Origin of the sequence: Campylobacter sp. BCW_6889, from assembly GCF_001762535.1 — a bacterium.
Classification (GTDB): Bacteria; Campylobacterota; Campylobacteria; order Campylobacterales; family Campylobacteraceae; genus Campylobacter_D; species Campylobacter_D jejuni.
Genome location: NZ_MJWZ01000072.1, coordinates 30,245 through 55,783 on the forward strand (window position 1 = coordinate 30,245; position 25,539 = coordinate 55,783).

A 25,539-nucleotide genomic window follows, 5' to 3' on the forward strand; every position below is an offset into this window, starting at 1 on the left:
TATTTTTAATTAAGTAAATTAGCAGGAAGTTGTATGATATTTTTAATAAGATTAAAAGGGGTTTTTAGGGTATCTGTTAAAATTTCGGTATGAAATTTAGGGTCATCTATACTTCCATCTATTTTTAAGTTTGTGCTAATTTCTTGATTTTTACCTAAAATTACATAATTTAAAATTGGAACCTTGGATATAGCTTCTGAAGCTGATTTTAAAGTTTTAAGCTCTAAGCTAAAATCCACTGTATTTAATCTTAAATTTGCTGATCCTAAACCATATATATCTACACTATCGCCATTTAAATTAATAGCCGAAACACTTAAAAGATCTTTTTTCCTATTAAAAATAATCTTTCCATCATGCAAGCTTAAACCTTTTTGATTAAAAGTTGGAGATTTAAACATCAATAAACTTGGTACAGTATCAATAAAGGAAATAAGCTGATTTACACCTTTTAAATCCTTCACATAAGTGTTTTTAAAATCGATCTGTCCGTCAAAATACTCCAATCCACTTCCTTTTATACTTAAGTTAAACACTCCATCTTGAACAGCTTGTTTTTGTAAAAACTCATTTAAATAATTATCATCAATATTGCTAACGTTTAAATTTAAATCATTAGAAGAATAATAAAGATCAAATTTTGCATTTCCTCTAGAACCTTTAAGATCCAAAGCATTGCCTTTTAAATCAGCCTCTACCCTATCAAAAGCCAAAGTTTTATTAGAATCTGGCAAAATTAAAGCTACATTTGCTCCACCAAAACTAATATTTTGGGTATTAGTAGAAATATCAAATGTTGAATTTGAAGAGTTGGAATCTTTTCTATAAATATAACTTAAATTTTTCAAATGAATTTCTTTATTATCAGAACTTATTTTAGCACTTGCTGTATCACTTTGAGTATGAATTTCTATAATGCCTTTATTTTTTACAATATCAAAGCTATCATTTTCATAAGGAGTTTGACCGTTGATAAGTAAATTATTTTTAAAATAAGCATCATTAACGCTTGCATTAAAATCTTCGAAATTTAAAGTTTTATAATAAACATTTTTAGCATCGATAAACCCAAACTTTTTAAGCAATGGAGAAAATGAAAATAAAATCTTAGGATTACTAAGATTAGCCTCAAGTCCATCTTTAAAATTTAAAATCAAATTCCACTGAGGAATGCTAATGTTAACATTTTGCGAATAATCTAATTTTACTTCTACATTTTGATTTTTTAAATCTAAAAGCTCCCCATTGTCAAAATAAAGCCTTGAAATTTGAGTATTGAAATTTCCTTGCTGTTTTTGCAAGTCAAATTTAGCATTAAAATCAGCTTTTAAAAAGCCATTTTCAACACTAGCATTTTCTATATTTAAATTATTTTGATTTAATTTGACAAATGCTTTTGCAATATTAAAATCAGCCAAAGAAATACTAGCATTCTCTAAAGCTAAAATACCACTATAAAAAATTTCACCCTTATCATGAAAATCAATTTTAAGCTCTAAATCACTTTTAATTTTTCCGCTTTTTTGATAAAAAGGTAATGAAAAATGATAATCTTCCAAAGCTTTAGCAAGTTTTTCGTCAAATTTTAGATTATTAGACTTAATACGCAAATAAATCCCAGCTTTTTTTTCATCAAATAAATCATATAGATAAACCTTACTAGAACTTAAATCAGCACCATTATAGAAAGCTTTATTAAAGACAAAATCAAGCTTTTGTTTGTTTAAATTTAAATCGAGTTTTGGAATTTCAATAGCATTCATTTTATCATCCAAACGAACTTTGACATTATTAACATAACCTGATGCGCTAATATTGTCTAAATAATAATTATTTTTAGTAAAATCTATAAAGCCCTGCAAATAATCTAAATGATAAAATTCTCCCTTAGCCCTATATGCCATCCAAAGATTTAAACTCTGTGGAAGTTCTATTCTTTTATTAACTCTTTTAAAAATTTCCGTAATATTTCTAATATTTAAATCTTCTATTTTATAAGCTAAATTTTTATCTTTGTAAGAGATACTTGCGTTAAAGTCAAGCAATTCTCCAGTTGCTCTACCTTGAAAATAATAAAACTCGCTCTTAGTATTGATACTTAAATTTCCATCAATATTTAAATCATAATCTTTTAATAAAAGTTTTTTAATACCAGCTATAAGTTCTTTATTTTGACGCTGTAATGTTAATTTTAAAAACAATAAATCATTATCTATAAAAAATTCATTATCTTTAAATAAAATACGCACATGATTATCTTTTATATTTAAATTTTGTATATCAATCTCTTCAACAAAAGTATATAGATATTTTAAATTTTTTGTTATTTTTAAAATCTCTGTTGAAGCATTATCAGAAGAGTGAGTTTGTGATGAAATTTCGGAATTTTGAGTCTCATTTATAGTGATATTTTTTGCTCGTACAATTAATTTTTTATCTAATTTAATATATAATTGTTCTAATTTTAAAAAATCAAATTGGATACTAGAGATGACAATCCCATTTTTAAGCACTATAAACAAAGCTAATATAAGCACAACAAAAAATACAACAATATATAAAATTTTCTTTTTCATACGCAACTTCTTTTTGATATTTATTTTGGGGATTTTTTATTATCTAACTCAGCCTTTAAAAAGCAATTCTGTGGTATTTATTCCCCAAGGTTCAATTTCTCAAATTATAACATATTTAAAGCAAAATAAATATCAGATGAGTAGTATTGATAAATATATTTTATTTTTTTTAGGACACCCTCAATCAGGCTGGATCAACATAGGTACAAAAGATTTAAATAGAGCTGAATTTCTACATAAACTCACTATTGCTAAAGCAGCACTTCAAACCATTACTCTTATCCCAGGGGAAACAAGTGTAATCTTTTTAGAACAAGCAGCCAAACAACTTGGACTTGATAAAGATATACTTTTAAAAGAATTTCAAGCTCAAGCTCCTTATGATGAAGGAGTTTTTTTACCAGAAACTTATAAAATCCCAAAAGGCATTACAGAAAATCTACTCATTCAAATGCTTTTAAATCATGCTGAAATTTCCAATAAAAAAACTTCTGAGAAAATTTTTGGGGATTATAATCCAAAAAAATGGCACCAATATATCATCATCGCTTCTGTAATACAAAAAGAAGCTGCCAATGAAAATGAAATGCCTATAGTTGCAAGCGTAATTTACAATCGACTTAAAAAAGGTATGAAGCTTCAAATGGATGGAACTTTAAATTATGGAATTTACTCCCATGTAAAAGTTACCCCACAAAGAATAAGACAAGATAATAGCTCTTATAATACCTATAAATTTACGGGATTGCCTAAAGAAGCGGTTTGTAATGTTTCTTTAGCTGCTATTCGTGCAGCTATTTTTCCTTTAAAAACAGATTATTTATATTTTGTGCGTGATAAAAATACTGGAGTTCATATTTTTAACACAAATATAGATGATCACAATAAAGCTATAAATTTACAAAAAGGAAAATAATTTTGATATTTTTATACAAAATAATTAAATTGGAACAGTATTTGCTTGCTAATATTAAAAATTATAAAAAGGATAAAAAATGATTAACCCATTTAAGTCAAAAGAACTAGTCACTGGTGCTTTAGCGGGTAGAAATCTAAGAAATCAACTCATCAATGCCAATCTTGCAAATGTTGATACTCCTTTTTATAAAGCAAGAGATATTGAATTTGAAACAGCTTTGGTAAATCGTGCAAATGAAATTTTTAAAAAAAATGATAATAAAGAATTGCAATTAGCCGTAACTGAAGAAGGACATCAAAAACCTTGGAAATTTCCAGATCCTAGTAAATCTACTATTTACTTAAGAGACGGACATTTAGCAAGAAATGATGCAAATACTGTTGATCTAGATGTAGAAACCACAGAAATGAGCAAAAATACAGTTATGATAACAGCTCTTGATGGAGTTTTAAGAAGACAAAGCAATATCTTTAGTTCTATACTTGACGCAAGCTCTAAATTAAGTTAAAGGTAAATTATGGCATACTTAAGTGATTTTGATATTAGTGGTTATGGTTTAAGTGCTCAACGTTTTAGAATGAATGTTATTAGCTCTAATATAGCTAATGCAAACACTACAAGAACAGCTGAGGGTGGGCCTTATAGAAGACGCGAAGTGATCTTTAAAGCAACAGATTTTGATAAGCTTTTAAATGAGCAAATTAACAAAGATAATAATTTTTTAAAATATGAAAATCCTTTAAATGATCCAAGTTCGCCAGAAGAAGCTAAACCTGCTATTCAAAGTGTTGTAGTGGATAAAGTGGTCAGAGATGACAAAGATTTTCGCATGAAGTATGATCCGATCCATCCTGATGCAAATGCTGAAGGTTATGTAGCGTATCCAAATGTAAATCCTGTTATTGAAATGGCAGATTTGATTGAAGCTACAAGAGCTTATCAAGCCAATGTAAGTGCTTTTACAAGTGCAAAAACTATAGCTCAAAGTGCGATTGATTTATTAAGAGGATAATAAAAAATGAACAATATTAATGATTTAAGATTAAATAATAATATTTCAAATACCAACAAAAGTCAAAATTCCACAGGAATTGGTGATGAATTTGCCAAGATGCTTAAAAATGAAATCGATGATTTAAATAAAGCACAAGAAAGTGGAGAAGCTGCAATGACAGACATTGCCACAGGACAAGTAAAAGATTTACATCAAGCAGCTATAGCTATCACTAAAGCTGAAAGCAGTATGAAATTTATGCTAGAAGTAAGAAATAAAGCGATCAGTGCTTATAAAGAAATCACAAGAACTCAAATTTAAACCCTAATGCAAGAATATAAAAAAAATAGGGTTTCAAAAGTTGCCTTTGCCTACTGCATGGCACTTTTGTTTATGATTATTTTTATCAGCTCTACTTTTTTTCTTACATCAAAACGTCATATACCTAACACTGAAAAAGATCAATATGCTCTTGCTCTAAGAGGATCGATTATAACTAAAGATAATTTTACTATCACAAGTTCTAAACAAATTTATCGCGCTGAAATTGATCTTAGAAGTATCAACAAAGATAAATTTGATCTATTTTTAAAGCTTTTTCAAATTTATAGTGGGATAAGTAACGATCAAATAGCAGATATTAAAAAAAGAATGCAAAATCAAAAAAAACGCTCTTATAATTTTGTTCTTTTACAAAACTTAGATTCCAAGCAAGCAAGCTACCTTAAAGACCTTGCTAAAAAACTTTATATACAAGGCTTTTTCAAAGCTTTTACAAATAATTCTGGAAGAGTTGAAACAAGAGGATTAAATATCATCGAACATGAAGAAGATAGAATTTACATGTCAAAAGATTCTTTTACTCCTATTATCGGTTATACTAAAATGATATTAGATCCAGAAAGTGGAATTTTAAAAAATATAGGAGTTAAAGGTTTAGAAAAATACTACGATGAATGTCTAAGTCCTGTTCAAAATGAAAAAATTCAAGGACTTAAAGATATAGGTGGAAATATTATTTTAAATCTAAATTCACTACAACAAAAAAAGATCAATGGTTGTGATTTATATTTAAATCTTTCTTTAAAACTACAAAAAAGCATAGAAAAAGCCATAGATCAAAGAAATGAGGATTTAAAAGCCAATGAAATCATCGTTGGGGTAATGGAAAGCAAAACAGGAAGAATTTTAGCTTTAGCAAGCTCAAGGCGCTATGACCCGCAAAATCGTGGAAAAGATCTATCAGTTCTTAATGCAAGCGCTATAGAATACGGCTATGAAGCAGGTTCTGTTATCAAACCTTTTATCTTTACAACAGCCTTAAGACTTGGTAAAATAAAAATGGATGAAGTAATTAATACTTATGGCGGTTCTTATAAGCTAGGACGTTTCACCATCAAAGACGATCACAAAATGGACAAAATGACTATGGAGGAAGTTATAAGATATTCTTCAAATATAGGCATGATACAAATTGCTAAAAGACTTAACAATATAGAAATCGTATCAGGACTTAAAATATTTAAATTTGGCGAAAAAAGTGGTATTGACCTACCCTATGAACAAAAAGGAGAAATTCCAAATCCTAAGCGCTTAAGAGATATAGAAAAATCTGTTTTAAGTTATGGTTATGGACTTAAAACAACCTTTATACAACTCCTTGCGGCTTATAATGTTTTCAACAATGATGGGTTTTATATCACACCGCGTTTAGCTGAAAAATTCTATCAAAATGGACGCTTTACAAATCTTGATAATGATGTAAAAAAAGAAAAAATTCTTTCTAGCGAAGCTGCTAAAACGATGCAAAATGTTCTTATAAATGTTATAGAAAAAGGAACAGGAAAAAAAGCAATTACACAAGGTATTATTGCAGGAGGTAAAACAGGAACGGCAAGAATAGCCGAAAGACAAGGTTACACCTCAAATCGCTACAATGCATCCTTTTTTGGTTTTGCAAATGATTTAAATCACGCCTATACCATAGGAGTTCTCGTAAGACATCCTACTAAACCTTATAGTTATTATGCTGCACAAAGCGCTTTGCCTATGTTTAAAGATGTTGTTGATATTTTAATCAATGAAGAATTTCTAACGCCTATACAAGACAATAACCAAACTAGCACAAACAACTAGTTTGATATATCTTTAGAAAATATCACCTCAACAGCACCTATAAGTTCTTCAGCAATCTTAGCAGCAAAAGTTGTATCATTAAGTATTGAAATTCCTTCAGCTGTTGTGATTTTTCTTACCGAAATAAGATGTTCAACATTGCTCAAGGTTAAAGTATCGATTTCTTTTAAAATTTCTTTTCCTTTTTGAAGATTTTTAATAATCAAATAAAGCTTTTCACGATCTTCAACCACTCTAAGCTCTTCGATACTTCTTAAAAGCTCTCCTAAATTCGATCTAATTTTATTATACTCTAAAGCCAAAAATTCATTAGAAGAACTAGAATATTTCTTAATATTTGCTTGGATAATTTTTAAATTTTTAGTTGTTTCGGCTAAATTTTTAGCTGCCATCTTAAAGGTAAAAATTTTATGATTCTTTGCTTCATCGTTAATATAAACTTGTGCTTTAGTTGAAAAATCAATAATAGCTTCAAAAAGAACCTTTATCCTAGTTTGATACAAATAGTCCAAATCCACATTTTTACTAAACCACCTTTTATTTTCTAAAATTTCTTTAAAACTTTTATCACTTTGTATATCTTTACGACTAAAACCTATAGCATGAGCAACAATTGCATAGGTATTGTTATAAAGATGCTCGCTTTCTTTCCTTAAAGCTTCGATGGCTGTGTCGCTAAACTTAACCAAACTACTATCAAGATATAAAGGTTTGTCTTTATTCTTATCTTTAGGAGCTTTTACCAACTTATTTAAAAAAAGAACAATTTGAGGAGTAAAGAATGAAAAAAGCACAACACCAATTAAATTGAACAAAGTGTGAAATAATGCTACTTTCAAAGCTATATCTTCTATGTTTAATACAATGGATAAAAAATTAAGAAAATGTATAAAATAAGGAAAAATAAGCACTATTAAAAAAGCTATACCAAAATTAAAAATACAATTTGCAAACGCTAATTTCTTTCCTTCAATATTGGTACTTAAAGAAGCTAAAGCAGCCGTTACAACCCCTCCAACACTAGTACCTAAAGTTGCTGCTAAGGAATTTTCCAAACTGATTTGTCCAGCAAGTAAAGCAGCAACAATAATAGCCATTGTAGCTGTGCTTGATTGTATAACTCCTGTAAGCAAAGCACCCAATCCTAAAAAAACAAAAACTCCTTTAAAACCAGCAAAATCAAAGCGAGAAAGATCAATTATATGTTTAAAATTTTCAAAACCACTTTTAATATAATCCACACCCAAAAAGAAAAATCCTATACCAATAAAAATATTACCCAAACCCTTTAAAACACTATCTTTTTGAAAGAAAAATAATACTCCAATAATCAAAAGTGGGATAGCTAACATTGAAATTTTAATATTTGTCAAACCAACAATCAGCCAAGAACTTGCCGTATTTCCTAAATTTGCTCCAAAAATAATCCCTATGCCCGCACCTAAAGAAATAAGCCCTGCACTCAAAAAAGAAATCGTAATAATAGAAACTAAAGTTGAAGATTGCATAATTAAAGTACTTAAAGTACCAAAAAGTATACTTTTTATCTTTGTATCAGTTGACTTTGCTAAAATTTTTTCAAGCAAACCACCACTAAAAGCTTTAAAACCTATACCTAAATTAGTCATTCCAATAAGAAGTATTGCCACTCCTGCTAAAAGATTGGCAAGCCCATCATAACGAATTAAAATAAAAATCAGAACTAAAGTAAAAATGCTCCATGAAATAAATTTAAAATATTTTAAAGAATTTCTTTCCTCTTGCAATGCCTAACCTTTTAGTTTTTCAAATTCATTCATCAGAAATTCTCTTAAATTTTCAGCTTCTTCTTCCCCTTTTTCTAGATACTCAAGCAATAAATTTTCTAATTCTTTTAAAAAAGAAAAAAGTTCGTTTTGCCAAATACTATCGTTTTTATTACTCAAATTCATGGTTTGTATGAAAGTCAGCTCCCTGCTTAAATCCCCAAGTTTTTCTAAAAATTCATCTTTTTGATAAGAAATTTTTAATGCTAAATTAGTATTTTGGATATTTTCTTTAAATTCTCTGATTTTTTCATCGATTAAATCACAAAATTTCGGATAAATATCCATTTTAATAGGCTCTAAAAGAGTTCGCTCATCTATATTTAAAGTAAGCTTTTTAACAGCAAAATAAAGAGCTAAAAAAGACAAAGCTGCTATGAGTAAATAAATTCCTAGCATTAATAACCCTTAAGGGCTAGCATTCCGCCATCTAAATTGATGCTTTCAAGTCCCAATTTTTCAGCTATAAATTCAGCTGCAACCATGCTTCTATGACCACTACGACAAATAAAAGCAAGTTTTTTATTTTCATCTCTTTTGCTTTGAAATTCATCTAAAAATTTAGCATTTAAAAGCCCTTGATTATCATATAAAGCTACACATTGCGCATTAGGTAAAATGCCTTCTTCCCATTCTAAAGGAGTACGCACATCAAAAATTTGATATGCGTTTAAATCTTGCTTTGTCCAAAGACTCGCAGGGATATTTTCTATCATGAAAAAGCCTTGTTGATGATTTTTGTAAGGCTTGCATTAAATTCAGCAGGATTATCCACACCCATACCTTCGCTTAGTTTTGCCATATTTAAAACCAAAGTTGCTATATCTGCACTAAAGGTTTCGTTATTTTTAAGACCTGTAAAAATAGCGTGTTTTGGATTGATTTCTAAAATAGGTTTGAAATTTTGTTCTTGACCCATTTGTTTTAAGAGTTGTTGCATAGCAAAATCAGGTTTATTTTTATCATAAACTATACAACTTGGGCTATCTTTTAAACGACTGGTTAGTCTTACATCTTCAACTTGATCTTTTAGAAGTTCTTTAAATTTAGCTACAAGTGGAGCAAAAGTATTTTTTTCTTCATCGCTTAGTTCATTTTTATCTTCTACTTGATTGATGGCTACAAATTTCAAACCTTCAAATTCTAGCATAGGAGTTACTAAAGAATCAATCTCATCGTCCATGAGTAAAACTTCTATATTTTTTTGTTTATACTCTTCAAGTAAAGGAGAGGTTCTTAATAAACTTTCATTATTTCCTGCTATATAAAAAATTTCCTTTTGTTCGCCTTGAAGGTCATTTTTATACTCCTCTAAAGAGCGTAAATTTTCACCTTTAGTGCTTTTATAAAGCATGAGTTTTAAAAGACCGTCTTTTTCTCCACCAAAACCATAAAGTCCTTCTTTTAATACCTTGCCAAAGGTTTTAAAGAAAGATAAGTATTTTTCTTTATCATTGTTTTTTAGTTTTTCAAGTTCACCTAAAATCTTTTTAACGCTAGCTTCTTTAACACCTTTTAAAATTTGATTTTCTTGTAAAATTTCACGGCTTACATTAAGCGGCAAATCTTCTACATCGATAATCCCACGCACAAAACGCAAATAAGTTGGTAAAAGTTCTTTATCGTCATCACTGATAAATACGCGTTTTACATAAAGTTTTAAGCCACTTTGATAATCCACACGGAATAAATCAAAAGGTGCATTTTGTGGTATGAAAAATAAAGAATTGTATTCTAATTTTCCTTCGCTTTTAGTGTGAAGATAAAGTAAAGGTTTGTTTGAATCATGAAAATTTTGCTCATAAAATCTTTCATAATCTTCTGCTTTAAGGCTTGATTTTTGCATTCTCCATAAAGCATTGGCTTTATTGATTTGAGAAATTTTAAGTTCAGTTTTCCCTTCTTCTTCGCCTTCTTTAGCAGGAGTAAATTCTTCTTTTTCCATGAAAATTGGAAATTGAATATGATTAGAATATTTTTCAATAATGCTTTCGATTTTATAAGTATTAGCAAACTCATCATCTTTTAAATATAAAGTAATGCTTGTTCCTTGTTCTTCTTTGTTTGCGTCATCAATCTCATAACCATTTGCATCAGAACTCCAAAGATAAGCTTTATCATCTAAAGCTTTTTTACTTAAAACTTCGATTTTACTAGCCACCATAAAAGCAGAATAAAAACCTACTCCGAATTGTCCTATGAGTTGAGAATCTTTTTTAGCATCACCGCTCAAATTTTCTAAAAAGCTTTTAGTACCGCTTTTTGCTATGGTTCCAAGGTTGTTGATAAGATCATCTTTATCCATACCTATACCATTATCACTAATGCTTAAAGTTTTTTTATCTTTGTCAATTTTGATTTCAATTTTAGGTTCGAATTTTAAGCTTTTATATTTATCATCACTTACACTCAAAAAATTAAGCTTATCTAAAGCGTCGCTTGCGTTTGAAATAAGTTCTCTTAAAAAAATTTCTTTATTAGAATATAAAGAGTGTATCATAAGCTGTAAAAGCTGATTTACTTCGGTTTGAAATTGCATTTTAATCTCCTTTGTAATTTTTTAAAGTGGTATTTTAGCAAAAAATACAAATTCTAAAGTAAATTTAAAGATTTATTTGAAAATTATAAAACCAAGCCATGCGGCAAATAAACAAAGAAAGACATTTAAGAGAATATTTAACGCAAAATAAAGATAATTTCCACTTTGCAAAAGAAGTAAATTTTGATAAGAAAAAGTAGAAAAAGTTGTAAAAGCTCCTAAAAAACCTGTACTTATAAAGCTTTTAAGTAAAGGAGATAAACCTTTATTTTGCACATAAGAAAACAAAAGTCCTATGATAAAAGAACCCAAAACATTAACAAAAAGAGTTCCAAGGTTGATAGAATAAGGAAAAAATTTATTCACTAAATTAATAGAAAGCATTCTTAATATTGCTCCTATAAATCCCCCAAAACCAACAACTAAAAGGGTATTTAGCAAAGCTTAGCTCTTTCTTGCTCGAGCAATTCTTGCATTTTTTTTCTGGTGTTTTCAAGCCATTTTTCATCATTTGTATCGACTAAATCCATACAAATGATTTTAAGCACTCCACTGCTTGCACTAAAACTTTTTGTGTCTAAAATTTTTGCAGAATCCACAATTAAAATAGGCTGAACTTTAAGATTTAATTTTTCACTTAAAATTTTTGCTCCACTTTGAAATTTAAGCATTTTTTCATTTTTAGATCTAGTTCCTTCTGGAAAAATAGCCAAAACCCTATCTTCACTAATTCTTTCTTTTGCTTCTTTTAAAACTCGCACTAAATCACGCGGATTTTTTCTATCTATACAAAGAAGTTTTGGTTTTTTCATAGCAACTTTGAAAATAGGAATTTCTCCTAATTCTTTTTTGGCAATCCAGCATAAATTTTTAGGATATAATTCTTCTAAAGCGATAATATCTAAAGCACTTTGATGATTCATTAAAATCATCTGAGCTTGCGGATTAAAAGTGCCAATGATTTCTTGTTTATAAGAGATGGTGTATCTTTGAAATTTAGCCCAAATTTTGCGGATTTTCCAAAGTGTGTTTTGAGATTTTGTAAAGCAAAAACAAAAAACCACTAAAGCAACGCTTAAAACAAAAAAAATCCAAAAATAAAGAGCTTTAATTTTTTTGTAAATCATCTTTATTAATCCAACCTATTTTTCCATCAGAAAACAGTACTTTAATATAATTTTGTCTTTTGCCTAAAACTTCTACTTTTTCATCTGCATTTGCCGTATAAAAATAAGTTGAAGGCTCTGTAGGTAAAATTTTAGCCCTAGAACCAGCCTTGATAATCGCATTTTGAGTATTGGTATCTACAAGAAAACTAAGCGCAAAACAAACAACTGCCAAAGCCAGAATAATGTAATTTTTTCTCCATACAAATAAAGCTCCAAATAAAACCGCTAAAAACCATAAGGTATATTGTTTATAAATATTTAAGTCTTTATTTACAGGATTTAAATCACTCTGAGTGCTGATCTCATCGTCACTAATTTTTAGTTTTAAATTTATATTTTCAAGCTTTTTACTGTCCTTATTGAAATACGAAAATTCAAAATTTGTTTTACTTAATGGCAAAATAGCATAATAAAAAGCACTAGAAGCATTAAAATCCCCTTTTAAATTTTCAATGCCTTGCTTTTGAATTCCTTCTATAAAAAAGCTTTTAAGATTTGTATTGGTTGCGTTTAGTTCTACCATCATAATGATATTAGCATCATCAAAATAACTCGCTTTAACTTTTTTAATTTCCAAAGAACTTGCCACAAGGTGTGAAAAATCTTTATTGGATAAAGTATTTTCAAATTTGATAGGATTAAGATTGATATCAGCCTCTTGAAAAGCTTCATTATTTCTAAGAAGTTTGATAGAAATTTTACTCAAACTAGCATTTGAATTTTTAGCTTCAAACCATAAAGTTGTTTTATATTCGTTATTGATAAATTCCCATTTTGCATCTGGATTTAAAAAAGATAAATTAGTTTTTTCTACGCTTATGTTAAAATCAAATTTTGTATTTTCCGTAGTGCGAGCATAGATCGTAATAGGAAAAACTTCTCCAACATATACCCTACTTGGATATTCATCATTTGTAAGAACCAAACTCCCTTTAGCTATAAAAGGATCATCTACATTGCTTTCAAAGTCATTATTTTCATCGCTTGGCGGAATATTTTGATAAATTTTTTGTTCTTCTTGGGGTAATTTTTGTAATTCTTTTTGCATATTTTCATCTTGGCCGCTAAATACAGAAATTTCACCTCTGCCAAACAATACAACAACACTAAAAATTAAAGTTAATAAAATTTTCAAAATAAAAAGCCTTTAAGCATTTTCAAACCTAGATCATTACCTAGAACTTTTTCACAAGCACGCTCAGGATGTGGCATGAGCCCAAAGATTTTTTTGTTTTCATCACAAATTCCTGCGATATCAAATACAGAGCCATTTGGATTTGGCTCGTATTTTAGAGTAATAAGATCTTTATCTTGTAATTCTTTTAAAGTAGCCTCATCAGCGTAATAATTTCCCTCTCCATGAGCAATTGGTAAATTAATAATTTCATCTTTTTTGAAATTTTTCAAAAAGGCATTATCATTAGAAACTACTCTTAAATTTTGGTTTTTTGAGATAAAGCTAAGATTATTGTTATGCTTCATTGCACCTTTTAAAAGACCGCTTTCAAGTAAAATTTGAAAACCATTACAAATACCTAAGATATATCCTCCCTTTTTTGCATGATTAAAAACACCTTGCATAACAGGAGCAAGTTTTGCAATAGCTGCACATCTTAGATAATCTCCATAAGAAAATCCGCCTGGCAAAACAACTAAATCTGTATCAAATTCTTTTTCTTCATGCCAAACAATCTGCGTTTTTACTCCAAGTTTTTCAAAGGCATAAGCTGTATCAAATTCACAATTTGTCCCTGGAAATCTAATAATAGCAACTTTCATTTTACTCTTTCTCAATTATAAGCTCATAATCTTCAATGACGCTATTTACCAACAACTCTTCACACATTTTTTTTACTTGTTCTTTGGCTAATTTTTCATCTTTCTCATCAAGAGAAATTTTGATTTGTTTTGCTATTTTTACTTCTTTAACACTATTAAAATTTAAAGAATGCAAAGCTTTTTCCACCGCTTTGCCCTGTGGATCTAAAACCCCATTTTTTAAAGAAATATTTACAATAACTTCCATATTTTTCCTTAATTTAATATTCTTTTTAAAACTTCTTCATAAGCCATTTTTACATTACCTAGATCTTGACGAAATCTATCTTTATCTAATTTTTCATTACTAAATTTATCCCAAAATCTACAACTATCAGGGCTTATTTCATCAGCTAAAACAAGCTCATTATCTTTAGTTAAACCCAGTTCGATTTTAAAGTCAATCAACCTTAAATTCTTATTGTCAAAAAATGGAGTTAAAATAGAGTTAATCTTTCTAGCTATATTTTTAATTTCACTAATTTGAGCTTCATTTTGCACTAAATTTAAAATCAAACAATGCTCATCATTGATAAAAGGATCGCCTAAGGCATCATCTTTAAGACAAAATTCCACCAAAGCAAAAGGTAGCACAGTGCCATCTTTAATGCCTAGTCTTTTTGTAAGAGAACCTGTTGCAACATTGCGTACTATAACTTCAATAGGAACAATTTTACATTTTTTAACCACTTGTTCTGTATCGCTTATAGTTTCTACCAAATGGGTTTTAATCCCATTTTCTTCGAGCAAATGAAAAATTTCAGTACTGATTTTACAGTTTAATGCGCCTTTTCCACTTTCATTGCCTCTTTTTTCTGCATTAAAAGCAGTTAAATCATCTTTAAACTCACTAATTAGTAAATTTTCATCATCGGTTTTGAAAAGTTTTTTACCTTTTCCTTCGTAGAGCATTTCTTTTTTTGTCATTTTATTGTCCTTGTTTAATATTTAAAATTTTAATAGTATCAATAGCTGATTTTAACTGTGCGTCATCATTGATTTGTTTTTGACTGATTAGATTTTTATTGTCTTTATTTTCTTGTTTATCTTCTTTTTTATTTTTATCTATTTTTTCAAGCTCACTTTCTAAATGTTGTTTTAAGTCGCTTTCTTTTATAGAAAAACCATCTTCTTGAGTATTTACTTTACCTGGAAAAACTTCAATATCAGGTTTTACACCCACTGCTTGAATAGTGCGCCCGCTTGGAAGATAATATCTTGCAATAGTAAGCCTTAAAGCTTCAGTTTTATTAATAGGTATGATTTGTTGAACACTACCTTTTCCAAAAGTATTTTCACCCACAATAACACCGCGTTTAAGATCTTGTAAAGCTCCACTTACGATTTCACTTGCACTAGCACTTCCACCATTTACAAGCACAACCAAAGAAGCATTAGAAATTTTGTTTTTAGGATCGGCTTTATATTCTTGATTTTCACTTGCGATGCGTCCTTTTTGAGAAACAATAACACCTTTATCTACAAATAAATTTACAAGTCCTATGGCTTGATTTAAAAGTCCACCAGGATTATTTCTAAGATCTAAAATAACCCCTTTAACATTAGGATATTTTTTAAGTTCTTTACTTGCCACATCTACAACATTTTTATCAAAATTTGTAACTCTAAGATAAAGAATGTTTTCATTTTCTATCATTTTTGCATAAACACTTTCTATCTTAATAATTTCTCTTGTAAGTGTAACATCAAAAGGTTTTGTTGCACCTTTTCTAAAGATGGTTAAAGTGATTTGAGTTTTTGGCTTACCACGCATTTTATCCACAGCATCATTGAGATTAATTCCCAAAGTGGCCTCATCATTAATTTTTAAAATAATATCTCCTGATTTTATCCCTGCTTTATCTGCTGGTGTTCCTTCTATAGGAGAAACAACTGTTAAAGCACCATCTTTCATACCTACGGTTATACCAAGGCCACCAAATTCACCATTGGTTTGAATTTTCATATCATTAAAATCTTTTTCATTTAAAAAAGAAGAATGCGCATCAAGATTGCTTAAAAGCCCTGATAAAGATTTATCCACCAAATCGCTGATATTTTGATCATCCACATAATATTGCTCTACTATGGCAAGAGTTTTTGTAAGCTTATCTAAAGCTTCTAGGCGTTTTTGAACCTGCTCTTCTTTTTGATCAACTTTAGCTTGTAAATGACTCGTTAAAAATAGACATAAAATAAAAGTAGTGGCAAAGCCTGCAAGACCTGCAAAAAATCGTTTTGTTTTCAAAATAAGCTCCATTATTGAGTTTTAGTTTAAAGAGTAAATTTTAATAAAAATTACTTAAAACTTCGTAAATAAATTTAAATTCTTAAAAATATGTTAAAATAGACTAAAAATTCCAAAAAGAAAGTTAATACAATGTGCCAAGAAAAACATACTCATACACATTCTCAAAAACATCTTAAAGCAGTTTGCAATCGTCTAAGTAGAACCATAGGGCATTTAAGTGCTATTAAAAGAATGGTTGAAAATGACAAAGACTGTAGTGAAATTTTAATCCAGCTTGCTGCCGTAAAAGCCGAAGTTAACAATACCGCAAAAGTAGTTTTAAAAGAACATTTAGCTCATTGTATGGTACATGCTATAGAAGAAAATGATATTCAAAGCATAGAAGAATTAAACAAGGCTATAGATATGTTTATGAAATAATCTAAAATTAGTTATTTGTCCTATTATTTAAAAAATTTTACTCAATTAACTTGACATTATATGACTAAAGTTATATAATGTCAAGTATATAAACTAAATAAAGGATAAAACATGGCAAATATACAAGATTTTTTAACTGATAATATGCTTTCAAACCTTGAAAGTGCAGCATCTTTAGCTATACATTCTAAAAATACCGAAGTCGTATCTTTGCACCTTTTATGGGCTTTAAGCGTAGATAGTACAAGTATTTTAAATCAAATTTTAAATAAATTAAATATTTCTAAAGAAGCCTTAGAGCTTGAAATTAAAAGCAGAATTTCAAAACTTGCAACGAGTTCAAATGTAAGCCGTGAAAATATACGCTTTTCCAATGAACTTATAAATTCATTAGAAAATGCTAAAGGATTGATGAGTGCTAATGGAGATAGTTATTTAAGTGTGGATACTTGGCTTATAAGTGAAAGTCAAAAAAGTCCTATTAAAGAAATTTTGGCGCAATTTTTAGATTTAAGAGAATTTCAAAAAGAGCTTGAAAGTCTAAGAGCGGGACGCAAAATCGATAGCAAAACAAGCGATGAAACCTTAGATAGTTTAAATAAATTTGGTATAGATTTAACCTTAAAAGCAAGCGAGGGTAAACTTGATCCTGTTATAGGCAGAGAAGAAGAAATCGAACGTTTGATGCAAATTTTAATACGCAAAACCAAAAACAACCCTATACTTTTAGGTGAACCAGGCGTAGGAAAAACAGCTATAGTAGAAGCTTTAGCACAAAGAATTATCAAAAAAGATGTTCCAAAATCTTTACAAAATAAAAAAGTCATCGCTCTTGATATGAGTGCTTTAATTGCAGGTGCAAAATACAGAGGAGAATTTGAAGACAGATTAAAAGCTGTGGTTAATGAAGTGATAAAAAGTGAAAATATCATTCTTTTTATCGATGAAATTCACACTATAGTAGGGGCTGGAGCGAGTGAAGGTAGCATGGATGCGGCAAATATTTTAAAACCCGCTCTTGCAAGAGGTGAACTCCATACCATAGGCGCAACCACTTTAAAAGAATATCGTAAATATTTTGAAAAAGATGCGGCCTTGCAGCGCCGTTTTCAACCTGTAAATGTGGGCGAACCAAGTGTTAATGAGGCTTTGGCCATGTTAAGGGGTATAAAAGAAAAGCTTGAAATTCATCATAATGTAACCATAAATGATAGTGCTTTAGTAGCCGCGGCTAAACTTTCAAAGCGTTATATAGCAGATCGTTTTTTACCTGATAAGGCTATTGATTTAATCGATGAAGCTGCAGCTGAACTGAAAATGCAAATTGAAAGTGAACCAAGTTCTTTAAGAAAAGTACGCAAAGATATAGAAACTTTAGAAGTTGAAAATGAAGCTTTAAAAATGGAAAATGATGAGAAAAATCAAAAAAGACTCGATGAAATCGCAAAAGAACTAGCTAATTTAAAAGAAAAACAAAATGCCCTAAATTCACAGTTTGAAAATGAAAAAAGTGTTTTTGATGATATAAGCACTAAGAAAAAAGAAATTGATCTACTTAAAAATGAAGCTTCTTTAGCTAAAGCTAGAGGTGAATTTCAAAAAGCAGCTGAGTTAGAGTATGGAAAAATTCCAAGTCTTGAAAAAGAAGTAGAAATTTTAGAAGATAAATGGAAAAAAATGAGCGAAAATGGAGTTTTACTTAAAAATCAAGTAGATGAGGATTTGGTTGCTGGAATTTTAAGCAAATGGACAGGTATTAGCGTGCAAAAAATGCTAACCTCTGAAAAACAAAAATTCTTAGAAGTGGAAAAACATTTAAAAGAAAGTGTCATAGGACAAGATAAGGCCTTAAGTGCTTTAGCTAGAGCCATTAAACGCAACAAAGCAGGACTTAATGCGGACAATAAACCTATAGGAAGCTTTTTGTTTTTAGGGCCAACAGGGGTAGGAAAAACACAATCAGCTAAAGCTTTGGCGAAATTTTTATTTGATGATGAAAAAGCAATGATTCGCTTTGATATGAGTGAATTTATGGAAAAACATAGTGTTTCAAGACTCTTAGGTGCGCCTCCAGGATACATAGGACATGAAGAAGGTGGAGAGCTTACTGAAGCTGTACGAAGAAAACCTTATAGCGTGCTTTTGTTTGATGAAGTTGAAAAAGCACATAAAGATGTATTTAATGTGCTTTTAGGGATTTTAGATGATGGTAGAGCAACCGATAGCAAAGGTGTAACAGTGGATTTTAAAAATACCATTATCATTTTAACTTCTAATATCGCCTCAAGTGCTATTATGAATTTAAGTGGAAAAGAACAAGAAGATGCGGTAAAAAATGAGTTAAAAATTTTCTTTAAACCTGAGTTTTTAAACCGCTTAGATGATATTATCACCTTTAATCCACTTGGAAAAGATGAAGCTTATGAAATAGTTAAGCTTTTATTTAAAGATTTACAAATGAGCTTAGAAAACAAGGGGATAAAAGCGAGTTTAAGCGAAAATGCAGCTCTTTTAATCGCTAAAGATGGTTTTGACCCTGATTTTGGTGCTAGACCTTTAAGAAGAGCTATTTATGATCTTATAGAGGATAAATTAAGCGATATGATACTTGCTGATAAACTTCATGAAAATGATAGCATTATCATTGATGCAAAAGATGATGAAATAATCATCAAAAAAGCTTAATCATTTTGAAAGTAGATCTTTCTACTTTCAAAATATAATCTCGCTTTCATTAAATTTCATATTTGCTTTTGGTAATGGTGATTTGGTGGTATAATAAGCACTTTCTCCTTTATAATTTCCACGATAAACCCCATTAGGAATGCTAAATTTTCTAGTTGTATCAGGGAATTTTTCTATATATTGAGTTAAAAATTCTCTAAACACAGGAGCAGCTGTTCTAGCCCCACCTTCTGTATAACGCATAGGCTTGTTATTATCATTTCCATACCAAATGATTGCTTCTATTTCAGGCGTAAGTCCACAAAACCAAGCATCAACACTTTTATTCGTTGTTCCTGTTTTTCCTGCTATTTCTATATCTTTTACTCTTGCATTACGTCCTGTGCCTTTTTCAACAACATTTCTCATCATATCTAAAACCAGAAAACTTTGCGCTTCATTGCTGACTTTACGCTCATTTGAGTTAAATTCCATGATGGTTTTACCGGTTTTATCCTGAACTTGTCTGATAATTTGAGGATCTTTAATTATACCATAGTTCCCAAACATGGTATAAAATTTCGAATACTCCAAAGGAGAAATACCAAAACTTCCCAATACGATTGATAAATTAGGCGGTATATCTTTAAATCCAAATTCCATTAGTTTAGAGTAAAGAACATCAAGCCCCATATCAAGTGCGAGATTAATGGTAGCTAAATTTCTTGATCTTGTTAAAGCTTCTTTTAAGGTAATTAAACCTAAAAATTTACCCCCTTCATTTTTAGGTTTCCAATCCTCATTATTACCCGCTCCACCTTCAAAAATTCTAGAAATATCAGCAATTTCACTCATAGGCGAATATCCTAAATTAATCGCCACTTGATACACAAAAGGTTTAAAAGAGCTTCCAGGTTGACGCATACTTTGAGTAGCACGGTTATAATTACTTTTTTCATAATCAACCCCACCTACCAAAGCTAAAACATCGCCACTTTGATGATTTACCACAACCATAGCTCCGTTTAAAGTGCTTAAATTTGCATCTTTATCGCGTTTTACTATCTCATCATAACCAAATTTCAAAGCATTTTGCGCCATATTTTGAACATCTAGGTCTATATTTAAAATGATTTTATATCCACCTGTTTTTAAGTCTTTAATGCTAGGACTTAATTGTTTAATCACTTCATCTACGACATAAGGAGCAGCATTTTGAGTAAGCGTATCATCATAAACTTGCGGAATTTCTTTGATGGCTGTATCATAATCTGTTTTTGAAATCCAGCCTAGATTATACATTCTTGAAATAACATTATTAGCTCTTGAGATGGAAAGATCTAAATGCTTTGTAGGATCATAACTGCTAGGTGCTTTTGGCATACCCACTAGCATAGCAATCTCTTTAAGGCTTAATTCATTTAAATTTTTATGAAAATACCCCAAAGCTGCGGTTTTTACTCCATAATACCCATGTCCAAAAAAGATAAAATTTAAATACCTTTCTAAAATTTGCTCTTTAGTTAAAATGGTTTCCATTTTATAAGCAAGCAAAGCTTCGCGAATTTTACGCGTAATAGTTCTTTCTGGGGTTAATTCCGTGTTTTTAATAAATTGCTGGGTAAGAGTGGAAGCTCCTTCCATGGTTTTTCCACCGCTTTTTATGATTTTTACAGCAGCTCTAAAAATGGCATCGATATTAACTCCATTATGTTCAAAAAAGCTTGTATCTTCTATAGCAACCAAAGCTTCTATAAGGCGTGAAGGAAGCTCTTCATAAGGAGCGTAAAAACGATGCTGTTCAAAAATATTAGCCACAAGCTTGCCATTTCTATCGTAAATTTGTGTTGTAAGAGGGGGTTTGTATTCTTTAAAAGTATAACCCTCAGTATCAGCACTTGTGAAAAGATAAGCCACATAAATAAATCCAGCTATAAACAAAAGAGTAAAAAATGAAAAAATATATTTTAATATTTTCATAAATAAGCCTTTAAAGTTTGGATATCAAGCCCTAAAGCAGTGCTTAGATTTCCTACTTGTTGGGTGATGAAATTTTGATGAAAACCCTCACACATAATGCAACCCGCCTTGCCTTTATAAAGATCATTTTCTACATAATCTCTTAAAGCATTTTCATCAAAATTTTTAAAATAAAGCGTAGTTTTTGAAAGAGAAAAAACTCTTTTTTCAGGTTTTACAAGCAAAAAAGCCGATAAAATACTTGCATACTTGCCATTTTGCAAGGCAAGCATTTCATAGGCTTCTTTTTTATCCTTTGCTTTGGTAAGAATTTTTTCATCTATACAAACTATACTATCTGCAAAAAGCAAATTTTGGTTTTGAAAATCTTTGCCTAAAGCACTTAAAAATTGTTTTTCTTTTTCAAGAACTATTTTTTGAACATATAAAAAAGGTGAAATATTTTTATTTAAATTTTCATCATAATCAAAACTAACTTGCCTAAAATCAATCTTTGCGGTTTTAAGCAAGTTAGCCCTTGAAATGGAACTTGAAGCAAGAATTAACATTAAAGTGCTTTTTCTATCGTTTCTAAGCTTTGTTTTAAAGCTTCATCAATTTTGTTTAAATCTTTTCCACCTGCAGTAGCAAAATCATCTCTTCCGCCACCATTTCCACCTAAAATTTGCGCCGCTTCTTTAACTAAAGCTCCTGCTTTTAAAGGCGCATCTTTAACACCAGCTGCTAAAGTGATTTTTTCATCTTTTACTTGGATAAGTAAAATCACCACTTTAGCAAATTTGTTTTTAAAATCATCAATCATAGCTTTAATATCGCCATTATCTATACGCTTTACGCAAATTTCAACACCTTGGATATTTTTAGAATCAAGCTCGGTTTTACTTGAGTTTTTAAGCTCATTTTTTAAACTTAAAATTTCATTTTTAAGTTTCTTAATCCCGCTTAAAATATCATTATTTTTAAGCTCATTTTTTGCTTTAGAAAGTTCTTCAAGTTGATTTTTTACAAATTCTAAAGCCGCTTTAGAAACCACAGCTTCAATGCGTCTAACTCCAGCACTCACACCACTTTCTTTAACTATGTAAAAACTTCCTATTTGAGCAGTATTTTTAACATGAGTTCCTCCGCAAAGTTCCTTGCTTTCACCTAGAGTTAAAACACGCACATTGCCTTGATATTTTTCATTAAACAATGCTATGGCACCGCTTTTTTTAGCTTCTTCTAAAGGCATATTTTCTAAGATAGCTTCACTTGAGTTTATAATCATTTCATTCACTCTTTTTTCAATGCTTTCTAGCTCTTCTTTGCTTAAAGCTTTATGATGAGTAAAATCAAATCTTAGTTTATTGCTTTCAACCAAAGATCCTGCTTGGCTTACATGAGAACCTAAAATTTCTCTTAAAGCATGGTGCAAAAGATGAGTAGCTGAGTGGTGGCGTGCGATTTGCTCTCTTTTTTCTGTATCGATTTTTGCATGAACCGTATCGCCAACTTTTAGTTCTTCACCTGCTTTTACAAAGCTAAGATTGAGATTAAAAAACTTTTGCGTATCTAAAACTTCACACTTAGCTATAAACCCACTATCAGCACTTTGCCCCCCACTTGTCGCATAAAAAGGTGTGTTTTCAAGCATCACCCAACCCGTATCTTTAAGGGTAGAAACTTCTTTAAAATCTTCATCTAAAAGGGCTAAAATTTTACTTTCGCATTCTGCTTTTTCATAACCTATGAAATGATTTTCTCCAAATTTTTCAAGCAAGTTTTTAAAATCTCCGCTTGCAGTTTTATCTCCACTTCCTTTCCAAGAAGCCTTAGCGCGTGCTTTTTGCTCATTCATTAAAAGTTCAAATTTTTCTTCATCAACTTTGAGGTTTTTTTCCCTTAGCATATCAGCCGTTAAATCAAGCGGAAAACCATAAGTATCATAAAGCTTAAAGGCTACTTCTCCGCTAAAAATTTCTTTGGTGTTTTTAAGCTCTTCATTAAAAATTTCAATCCCATTGTCTATAGTGCTTAAAAATCTTTCTTCTTCAAGGCGAATTTGTTCTTTTATAAAGTCTTTTTTCTCATTAAGATAGGTATAATGTCCACCCATTAAATCGCATACAACATCAACTAGTTTATACATAAAAGCTTGTTTAAAACCTAGCAAATATCCATGCCTTAAAGCACGACGCAAAATACGACGCAAAACATAGCCTCTGCCTTCTTTGTCAAAACTTACCCCTTGCGCAAGTAAAAATACACTTGATCTTATATGATCGGCTATTACTCTAAAACTTGCTCCACTTTCATAAACATAAGTTTTATTACAAAGTTTTGAAATTTCATTGATGATTGGCATAAAAAGCGAGCTATCAAAATTACTAAATTTACCTTCTTTAATCGCTGTTACCCTTTCAAGCCCCATTCCTGTATCAATACTTGGCTTTGGCAGTGAGCTAAGCACTCCATCAGCGCTTCTTTCGTATTGCATAAAAACAAGATTCCAGATTTCTAAAAATCTATCTCCATCTCCACCCATATAATCTTCGCTTGAGTTAAAATGCTCTTGTCCTTGGTCATAAAAAATCTCACTACAAGGACCACAAGGACCAGTATCGCCCATTTGCCAGAAATTATCTTTATCACCAAATTTGTAAATTCTTTCTTTTTGAATGTGTTTTTGCCATAGATTAAAAGCTTCATCATCGTTTTCATGCACGGTTACATAAAGTCTATCTTTAGGTAGTTTTAAAACTTCAGTTACAAATTCCCAAGCATAAGCTATGGCTTGTTCTTTAAAATAATCTCCAAAGCTAAAATTTCCAAGCATTTCAAAAAAAGTATGATGGCGTGCGGTATATCCTACATTATCTAAGTCATTGTGTTTTCCACCCGCTCTTATACAAGTTTGACAGCTTGTTTTGCGTGGAGGGTTTGGGCGTGGAAATTCTCCTGTAAATATACTTTTAAAAGGCACCATACCCGCATTAGTAAAAAGTAAAGTTGCATCATCAGGAACTAAAGGACTTGACGGGGTTATCTCATGTCCTTTTGATGCAAAAAAATCCAAATAAGCTTTTCTAATATCCATGAATTTTCCTAAAGAAATTTTTATAAAAACATATCATACCAAAATTACTTTAAATTAAGTAAAACTAAAATACAATAAACATTTTTATTTAATTTTATTTCTCTAAGGTTTTTTATGAATTTTATCAATCTTCAAGCCCAATATCTCGCATACAAAGATGAAATCAATACTGAAATTGAAAGCGTTTTATCAAGCTCTTCTTTCATAGGCGGTGTAAAGCTTAACGAATTTGAGCAAAATTTATCTCATTTTTTAGGTGTTAAACACGCTATAGGTTGCTCAAGTGGAACCAGTGCTTTATATCTTGCCTTAAGAGCTTTAGATATTGGCAAAGATGATGAAGTTATAGTGCCTAGTTTTACTTTCATAGCAACAGCTGAAGTTGTGGCCTTAACAGGTGCAAAACCTGTTTTTGTAGATATAAATCTATCAAATTACAATCTTGATTTTGAAGCAGTGCAAAAAGCAATAACCCCAAAAACTAAAGCTGTTATAGCAGTGAGTATGTTTGGACAAATGAGTGATTTAAGGGCTTTAGAAGAAATTTTAAAAGATAAAAATATCACTTTGATCGAAGATGGTGCACAAAGTTTTGGCGCAAGTTTCAAAGGAGAAAAATCCTGCTCTATAGCTAAAATTTCATGCACAAGCTTTTTTCCCTCAAAACCTTTGGGAGCTTATGGCGATGGTGGGGCTATTTTTTGCCATGATGATGAAGTTGCTAAAAAAATAAGAATTTTACTCAATCACGGACAAACTCAGCGTTATAAACATGAATTTATAGGTATAAATGGACGCCTTGATACTTTACAAGCGGCGATTTTAAATGTTAAGTTAAAATACCTAGAAAAAGAATTAGACAAAAGACAAAAATTAGCACAAACTTATAATGCAAATTTAAAAAACTGCCAAATTCCGCAAATTGATCCAAATGCTTTTAGCGCTTATGCACAATACAGCGTTTTAGTTGAAGATAGAGCTAGCGTATTGCAAAAATTTGAAAAAGCTAATATACCTTATGCTATACACTATCCAACCCCTTTGCATAAACAACCTTGCTTTAGTAAGTTTTCAAATTTAGAACTTAAAAATTCAGAATATGCAAGCAAACACATCTTATCTTTGCCTTTTTCACCTTTTTTAAGCGAAGAAGAACAAGAACAAGTTATTTATATTTTTAAAGATTAACTCC

At 30.2% G+C, this 25,539-nt stretch carries 22 protein-coding genes and 1 pseudogene; 8 read left to right on the forward strand and 15 right to left on the reverse strand.

Annotation, left to right across the window (positions count from 1 at the left end; genetic code table 11):
* Positions 1–5 precede the first annotated feature (5 nt).
* Positions 6–2,576 (reverse strand): DUF3971 domain-containing protein, encoded by a 2,571-nt coding sequence (locus AJ939_RS07960; protein ID WP_070276572.1) that lies wholly within the window; start codon positions 2,574–2,576, stop codon positions 6–8.
* Between AJ939_RS07960 and mltG the strand changes: the two genes are divergently transcribed.
* From mltG to AJ939_RS07985, 5 genes are all read left to right on the forward strand, one after another.
* The gene (gene mltG, locus AJ939_RS07965; protein WP_044778761.1) at positions 2,491–3,492 is read left to right on the forward strand and encodes an endolytic transglycosylase MltG; all 1,002 of its coding nucleotides are present in this window, start codon (positions 2,491–2,493) and stop codon (positions 3,490–3,492) included. The two genes, AJ939_RS07960 and mltG, sit on opposite strands and share 86 nt — an antisense overlap.
* A 79-nt stretch (positions 3,493–3,571) precedes the next feature.
* Positions 3,572–4,003: a flagellar basal body rod protein FlgB gene (gene flgB / locus AJ939_RS07970; RefSeq protein ID WP_002854879.1), complete on the forward strand. Its 432-nt coding sequence runs from the start codon at positions 3,572–3,574 to the stop codon at positions 4,001–4,003.
* A gap of 9 nt (positions 4,004–4,012) precedes the next feature.
* Positions 4,013–4,507, forward strand: coding sequence for a flagellar basal body rod protein FlgC (flgC, locus tag AJ939_RS07975; protein ID WP_070276574.1), 495 nt, complete (start codon positions 4,013–4,015; stop codon positions 4,505–4,507).
* A 6-nt stretch (positions 4,508–4,513) separates the two neighbouring features.
* Positions 4,514–4,810, forward strand: a complete 297-nt coding sequence (gene fliE, locus AJ939_RS07980) for a flagellar hook-basal body complex protein FliE (RefSeq protein ID WP_002856884.1) — start codon at positions 4,514–4,516, stop codon at positions 4,808–4,810.
* 6 nt (positions 4,811–4,816) lie between these two features.
* Positions 4,817–6,625, forward strand: coding sequence for a peptidoglycan D,D-transpeptidase FtsI family protein (locus AJ939_RS07985; protein WP_044794220.1), 1,809 nt, complete (start codon positions 4,817–4,819; stop codon positions 6,623–6,625).
* Here the strand turns inward: AJ939_RS07985 and AJ939_RS07990 are convergent.
* The 11 genes and pseudogenes from AJ939_RS07990 to AJ939_RS08040 form a co-directional block, all read right to left on the reverse strand.
* Positions 6,622–8,391, reverse strand: a complete 1,770-nt coding sequence (locus AJ939_RS07990) for a Na/Pi cotransporter family protein (RefSeq protein ID WP_070233416.1) — start codon at positions 8,389–8,391, stop codon at positions 6,622–6,624. The two genes, AJ939_RS07985 and AJ939_RS07990, sit on opposite strands and share 4 nt — an antisense overlap.
* A 3-nt stretch (positions 8,392–8,394) precedes the next feature.
* A complete protein-coding gene (locus AJ939_RS07995) occupies positions 8,395–8,829 on the reverse strand; it encodes a hypothetical protein (protein WP_070233415.1) in 435 nt (144 codons plus the stop codon).
* Entirely contained in the window at positions 8,829–9,146 is a 318-nt protein-coding gene (locus AJ939_RS08000) for a rhodanese-like domain-containing protein (RefSeq protein WP_002872637.1), read from the reverse strand. The genes AJ939_RS07995 and AJ939_RS08000 overlap by 1 nt, the downstream gene beginning before the upstream one ends.
* Positions 9,143–10,969 (reverse strand): molecular chaperone HtpG, encoded by a 1,827-nt coding sequence (gene htpG, locus AJ939_RS08005; protein WP_002921604.1) that lies wholly within the window; start codon positions 10,967–10,969, stop codon positions 9,143–9,145. Before htpG ends, AJ939_RS08000 begins: the two co-directional genes overlap by 4 nt.
* A gap of 72 nt (positions 10,970–11,041) precedes the next feature.
* Positions 11,042–11,410 (reverse strand): fluoride efflux transporter CrcB, encoded by a 369-nt coding sequence (gene crcB / locus AJ939_RS08010; RefSeq protein WP_070276576.1) that lies wholly within the window; start codon positions 11,408–11,410, stop codon positions 11,042–11,044.
* Positions 11,404–12,096: a lysophospholipid acyltransferase family protein gene (locus tag AJ939_RS08015; protein ID WP_070276579.1), complete on the reverse strand. Its 693-nt coding sequence runs from the start codon at positions 12,094–12,096 to the stop codon at positions 11,404–11,406. The genes crcB and AJ939_RS08015 overlap by 7 nt, the downstream gene beginning before the upstream one ends.
* Positions 12,077–13,273, reverse strand: a complete 1,197-nt coding sequence (locus AJ939_RS08020) for an SH3 domain-containing protein (RefSeq protein WP_070276581.1) — start codon at positions 13,271–13,273, stop codon at positions 12,077–12,079. The genes AJ939_RS08015 and AJ939_RS08020 overlap by 20 nt, the downstream gene beginning before the upstream one ends.
* Positions 13,245–13,917, reverse strand: a pseudogene (purQ, locus tag AJ939_RS08025) (phosphoribosylformylglycinamidine synthase I). Before purQ ends, AJ939_RS08020 begins: the two are co-directional and overlap by 29 nt.
* A gap of 1 nt (position 13,918) precedes the next feature.
* Positions 13,919–14,164, reverse strand: coding sequence for a phosphoribosylformylglycinamidine synthase subunit PurS (gene purS, locus AJ939_RS08030; protein ID WP_002858611.1), 246 nt, complete (start codon positions 14,162–14,164; stop codon positions 13,919–13,921).
* Positions 14,165–14,172: 8 nt separating this feature from the next.
* On the reverse strand, positions 14,173–14,883 hold the full coding sequence (gene purC / locus AJ939_RS08035) for a phosphoribosylaminoimidazolesuccinocarboxamide synthase (protein WP_070276585.1): 711 nt from the start codon (positions 14,881–14,883) through the stop codon (positions 14,173–14,175).
* 1 nt (position 14,884) lies between these two features.
* Positions 14,885–16,219 (reverse strand): S41 family peptidase, encoded by a 1,335-nt coding sequence (locus AJ939_RS08040; protein WP_002856815.1) that lies wholly within the window; start codon positions 16,217–16,219, stop codon positions 14,885–14,887.
* A 117-nt stretch (positions 16,220–16,336) separates the two neighbouring features.
* Between AJ939_RS08040 and AJ939_RS08045 the strand changes: the two genes are divergently transcribed.
* Both AJ939_RS08045 and AJ939_RS08050 read left to right on the forward strand, forming a co-directional pair.
* A complete protein-coding gene (locus AJ939_RS08045; protein WP_002859054.1) occupies positions 16,337–16,627 on the forward strand; it encodes a metal-sensing transcriptional repressor in 291 nt (96 codons plus the stop codon).
* Positions 16,628–16,738: 111 nt separating this feature from the next.
* Positions 16,739–19,312 (forward strand): ATP-dependent Clp protease ATP-binding subunit, encoded by a 2,574-nt coding sequence (locus AJ939_RS08050; RefSeq protein WP_002861242.1) that lies wholly within the window; start codon positions 16,739–16,741, stop codon positions 19,310–19,312.
* A gap of 27 nt (positions 19,313–19,339) precedes the next feature.
* Here AJ939_RS08050 and AJ939_RS08055 read toward each other — a convergent pair whose 3' ends face one another.
* The 3 genes from AJ939_RS08055 to alaS are packed head-to-tail and all read right to left on the reverse strand — an operon-like array spanning position 19,340 to position 24,347.
* Complete coding sequence (locus AJ939_RS08055; RefSeq protein WP_002861241.1) at positions 19,340–21,271, reverse strand: penicillin-binding protein 1A; 1,932 nt, start codon at positions 21,269–21,271, stop codon at positions 19,340–19,342.
* Entirely contained in the window at positions 21,268–21,819 is a 552-nt protein-coding gene (gene maf / locus AJ939_RS08060; RefSeq protein WP_002861240.1) for a septum formation inhibitor Maf, read from the reverse strand. The genes AJ939_RS08055 and maf overlap by 4 nt, the downstream gene beginning before the upstream one ends.
* Positions 21,819–24,347 (reverse strand): alanine--tRNA ligase, encoded by a 2,529-nt coding sequence (gene alaS, locus AJ939_RS08065; RefSeq protein ID WP_053872519.1) that lies wholly within the window; start codon positions 24,345–24,347, stop codon positions 21,819–21,821. The genes maf and alaS overlap by 1 nt, the downstream gene beginning before the upstream one ends.
* A gap of 114 nt (positions 24,348–24,461) precedes the next feature.
* Here alaS and AJ939_RS08070 point away from each other — a divergent pair, with 114 nt between their 5' ends.
* Positions 24,462–25,535, forward strand: a complete 1,074-nt coding sequence (locus tag AJ939_RS08070) for a DegT/DnrJ/EryC1/StrS family aminotransferase (RefSeq protein WP_070233409.1) — start codon at positions 24,462–24,464, stop codon at positions 25,533–25,535.
* The last annotated feature ends 4 nt before the right edge of the window (positions 25,536–25,539 follow it).

What these genes read in the sequence shown, in the direction of transcription:
- fliE (WP_002856884.1), top strand. Translation starts at nt 4,514, where the DNA reads ATGAACAATATTAATGATTTAAGATTAAATAATAATATTTCAAATACC.
- AJ939_RS07985 (WP_044794220.1), top strand. Translation starts at nt 4,817, where the DNA reads ATGCAAGAATATAAAAAAAATAGGGTTTCAAAAGTTGCCTTTGCCTAC.
- purS (WP_002858611.1), bottom strand. Translation starts at nt 14,164, where the DNA reads ATGGAAGTTATTGTAAATATTTCTTTAAAAAATGGGGTTTTAGATCCA.
- AJ939_RS08070 (WP_070233409.1), top strand. Translation starts at nt 24,462, where the DNA reads ATGAATTTTATCAATCTTCAAGCCCAATATCTCGCATACAAAGATGAA.
- maf (WP_002861240.1), bottom strand. Translation starts at nt 21,819, where the DNA reads ATGTTAATTCTTGCTTCAAGTTCCATTTCAAGGGCTAACTTGCTTAAA.
- AJ939_RS07960 (WP_070276572.1), bottom strand. Translation starts at nt 2,576, where the DNA reads ATGAAAAAGAAAATTTTATATATTGTTGTATTTTTTGTTGTGCTTATA.
- mltG (WP_044778761.1), top strand. Translation starts at nt 2,491, where the DNA reads ATGACAATCCCATTTTTAAGCACTATAAACAAAGCTAATATAAGCACA.
- AJ939_RS08055 (WP_002861241.1), bottom strand. Translation starts at nt 21,271, where the DNA reads ATGAAAATATTAAAATATATTTTTTCATTTTTTACTCTTTTGTTTATA.
- alaS (WP_053872519.1), bottom strand. Translation starts at nt 24,347, where the DNA reads ATGGATATTAGAAAAGCTTATTTGGATTTTTTTGCATCAAAAGGACAT.
- AJ939_RS08000 (WP_002872637.1), bottom strand. Translation starts at nt 9,146, where the DNA reads ATGATAGAAAATATCCCTGCGAGTCTTTGGACAAAGCAAGATTTAAAC.
- flgC (WP_070276574.1), top strand. Translation starts at nt 4,013, where the DNA reads ATGGCATACTTAAGTGATTTTGATATTAGTGGTTATGGTTTAAGTGCT.
- AJ939_RS08050 (WP_002861242.1), top strand. Translation starts at nt 16,739, where the DNA reads ATGGCAAATATACAAGATTTTTTAACTGATAATATGCTTTCAAACCTT.
- htpG (WP_002921604.1), bottom strand. Translation starts at nt 10,969, where the DNA reads ATGCAATTTCAAACCGAAGTAAATCAGCTTTTACAGCTTATGATACAC.
- purC (WP_070276585.1), bottom strand. Translation starts at nt 14,883, where the DNA reads ATGACAAAAAAAGAAATGCTCTACGAAGGAAAAGGTAAAAAACTTTTC.
- AJ939_RS08015 (WP_070276579.1), bottom strand. Translation starts at nt 12,096, where the DNA reads ATGATTTACAAAAAAATTAAAGCTCTTTATTTTTGGATTTTTTTTGTT.
- AJ939_RS07995 (WP_070233415.1), bottom strand. Translation starts at nt 8,829, where the DNA reads ATGCTAGGAATTTATTTACTCATAGCAGCTTTGTCTTTTTTAGCTCTT.
- AJ939_RS08045 (WP_002859054.1), top strand. Translation starts at nt 16,337, where the DNA reads ATGTGCCAAGAAAAACATACTCATACACATTCTCAAAAACATCTTAAA.
- flgB (WP_002854879.1), top strand. Translation starts at nt 3,572, where the DNA reads ATGATTAACCCATTTAAGTCAAAAGAACTAGTCACTGGTGCTTTAGCG.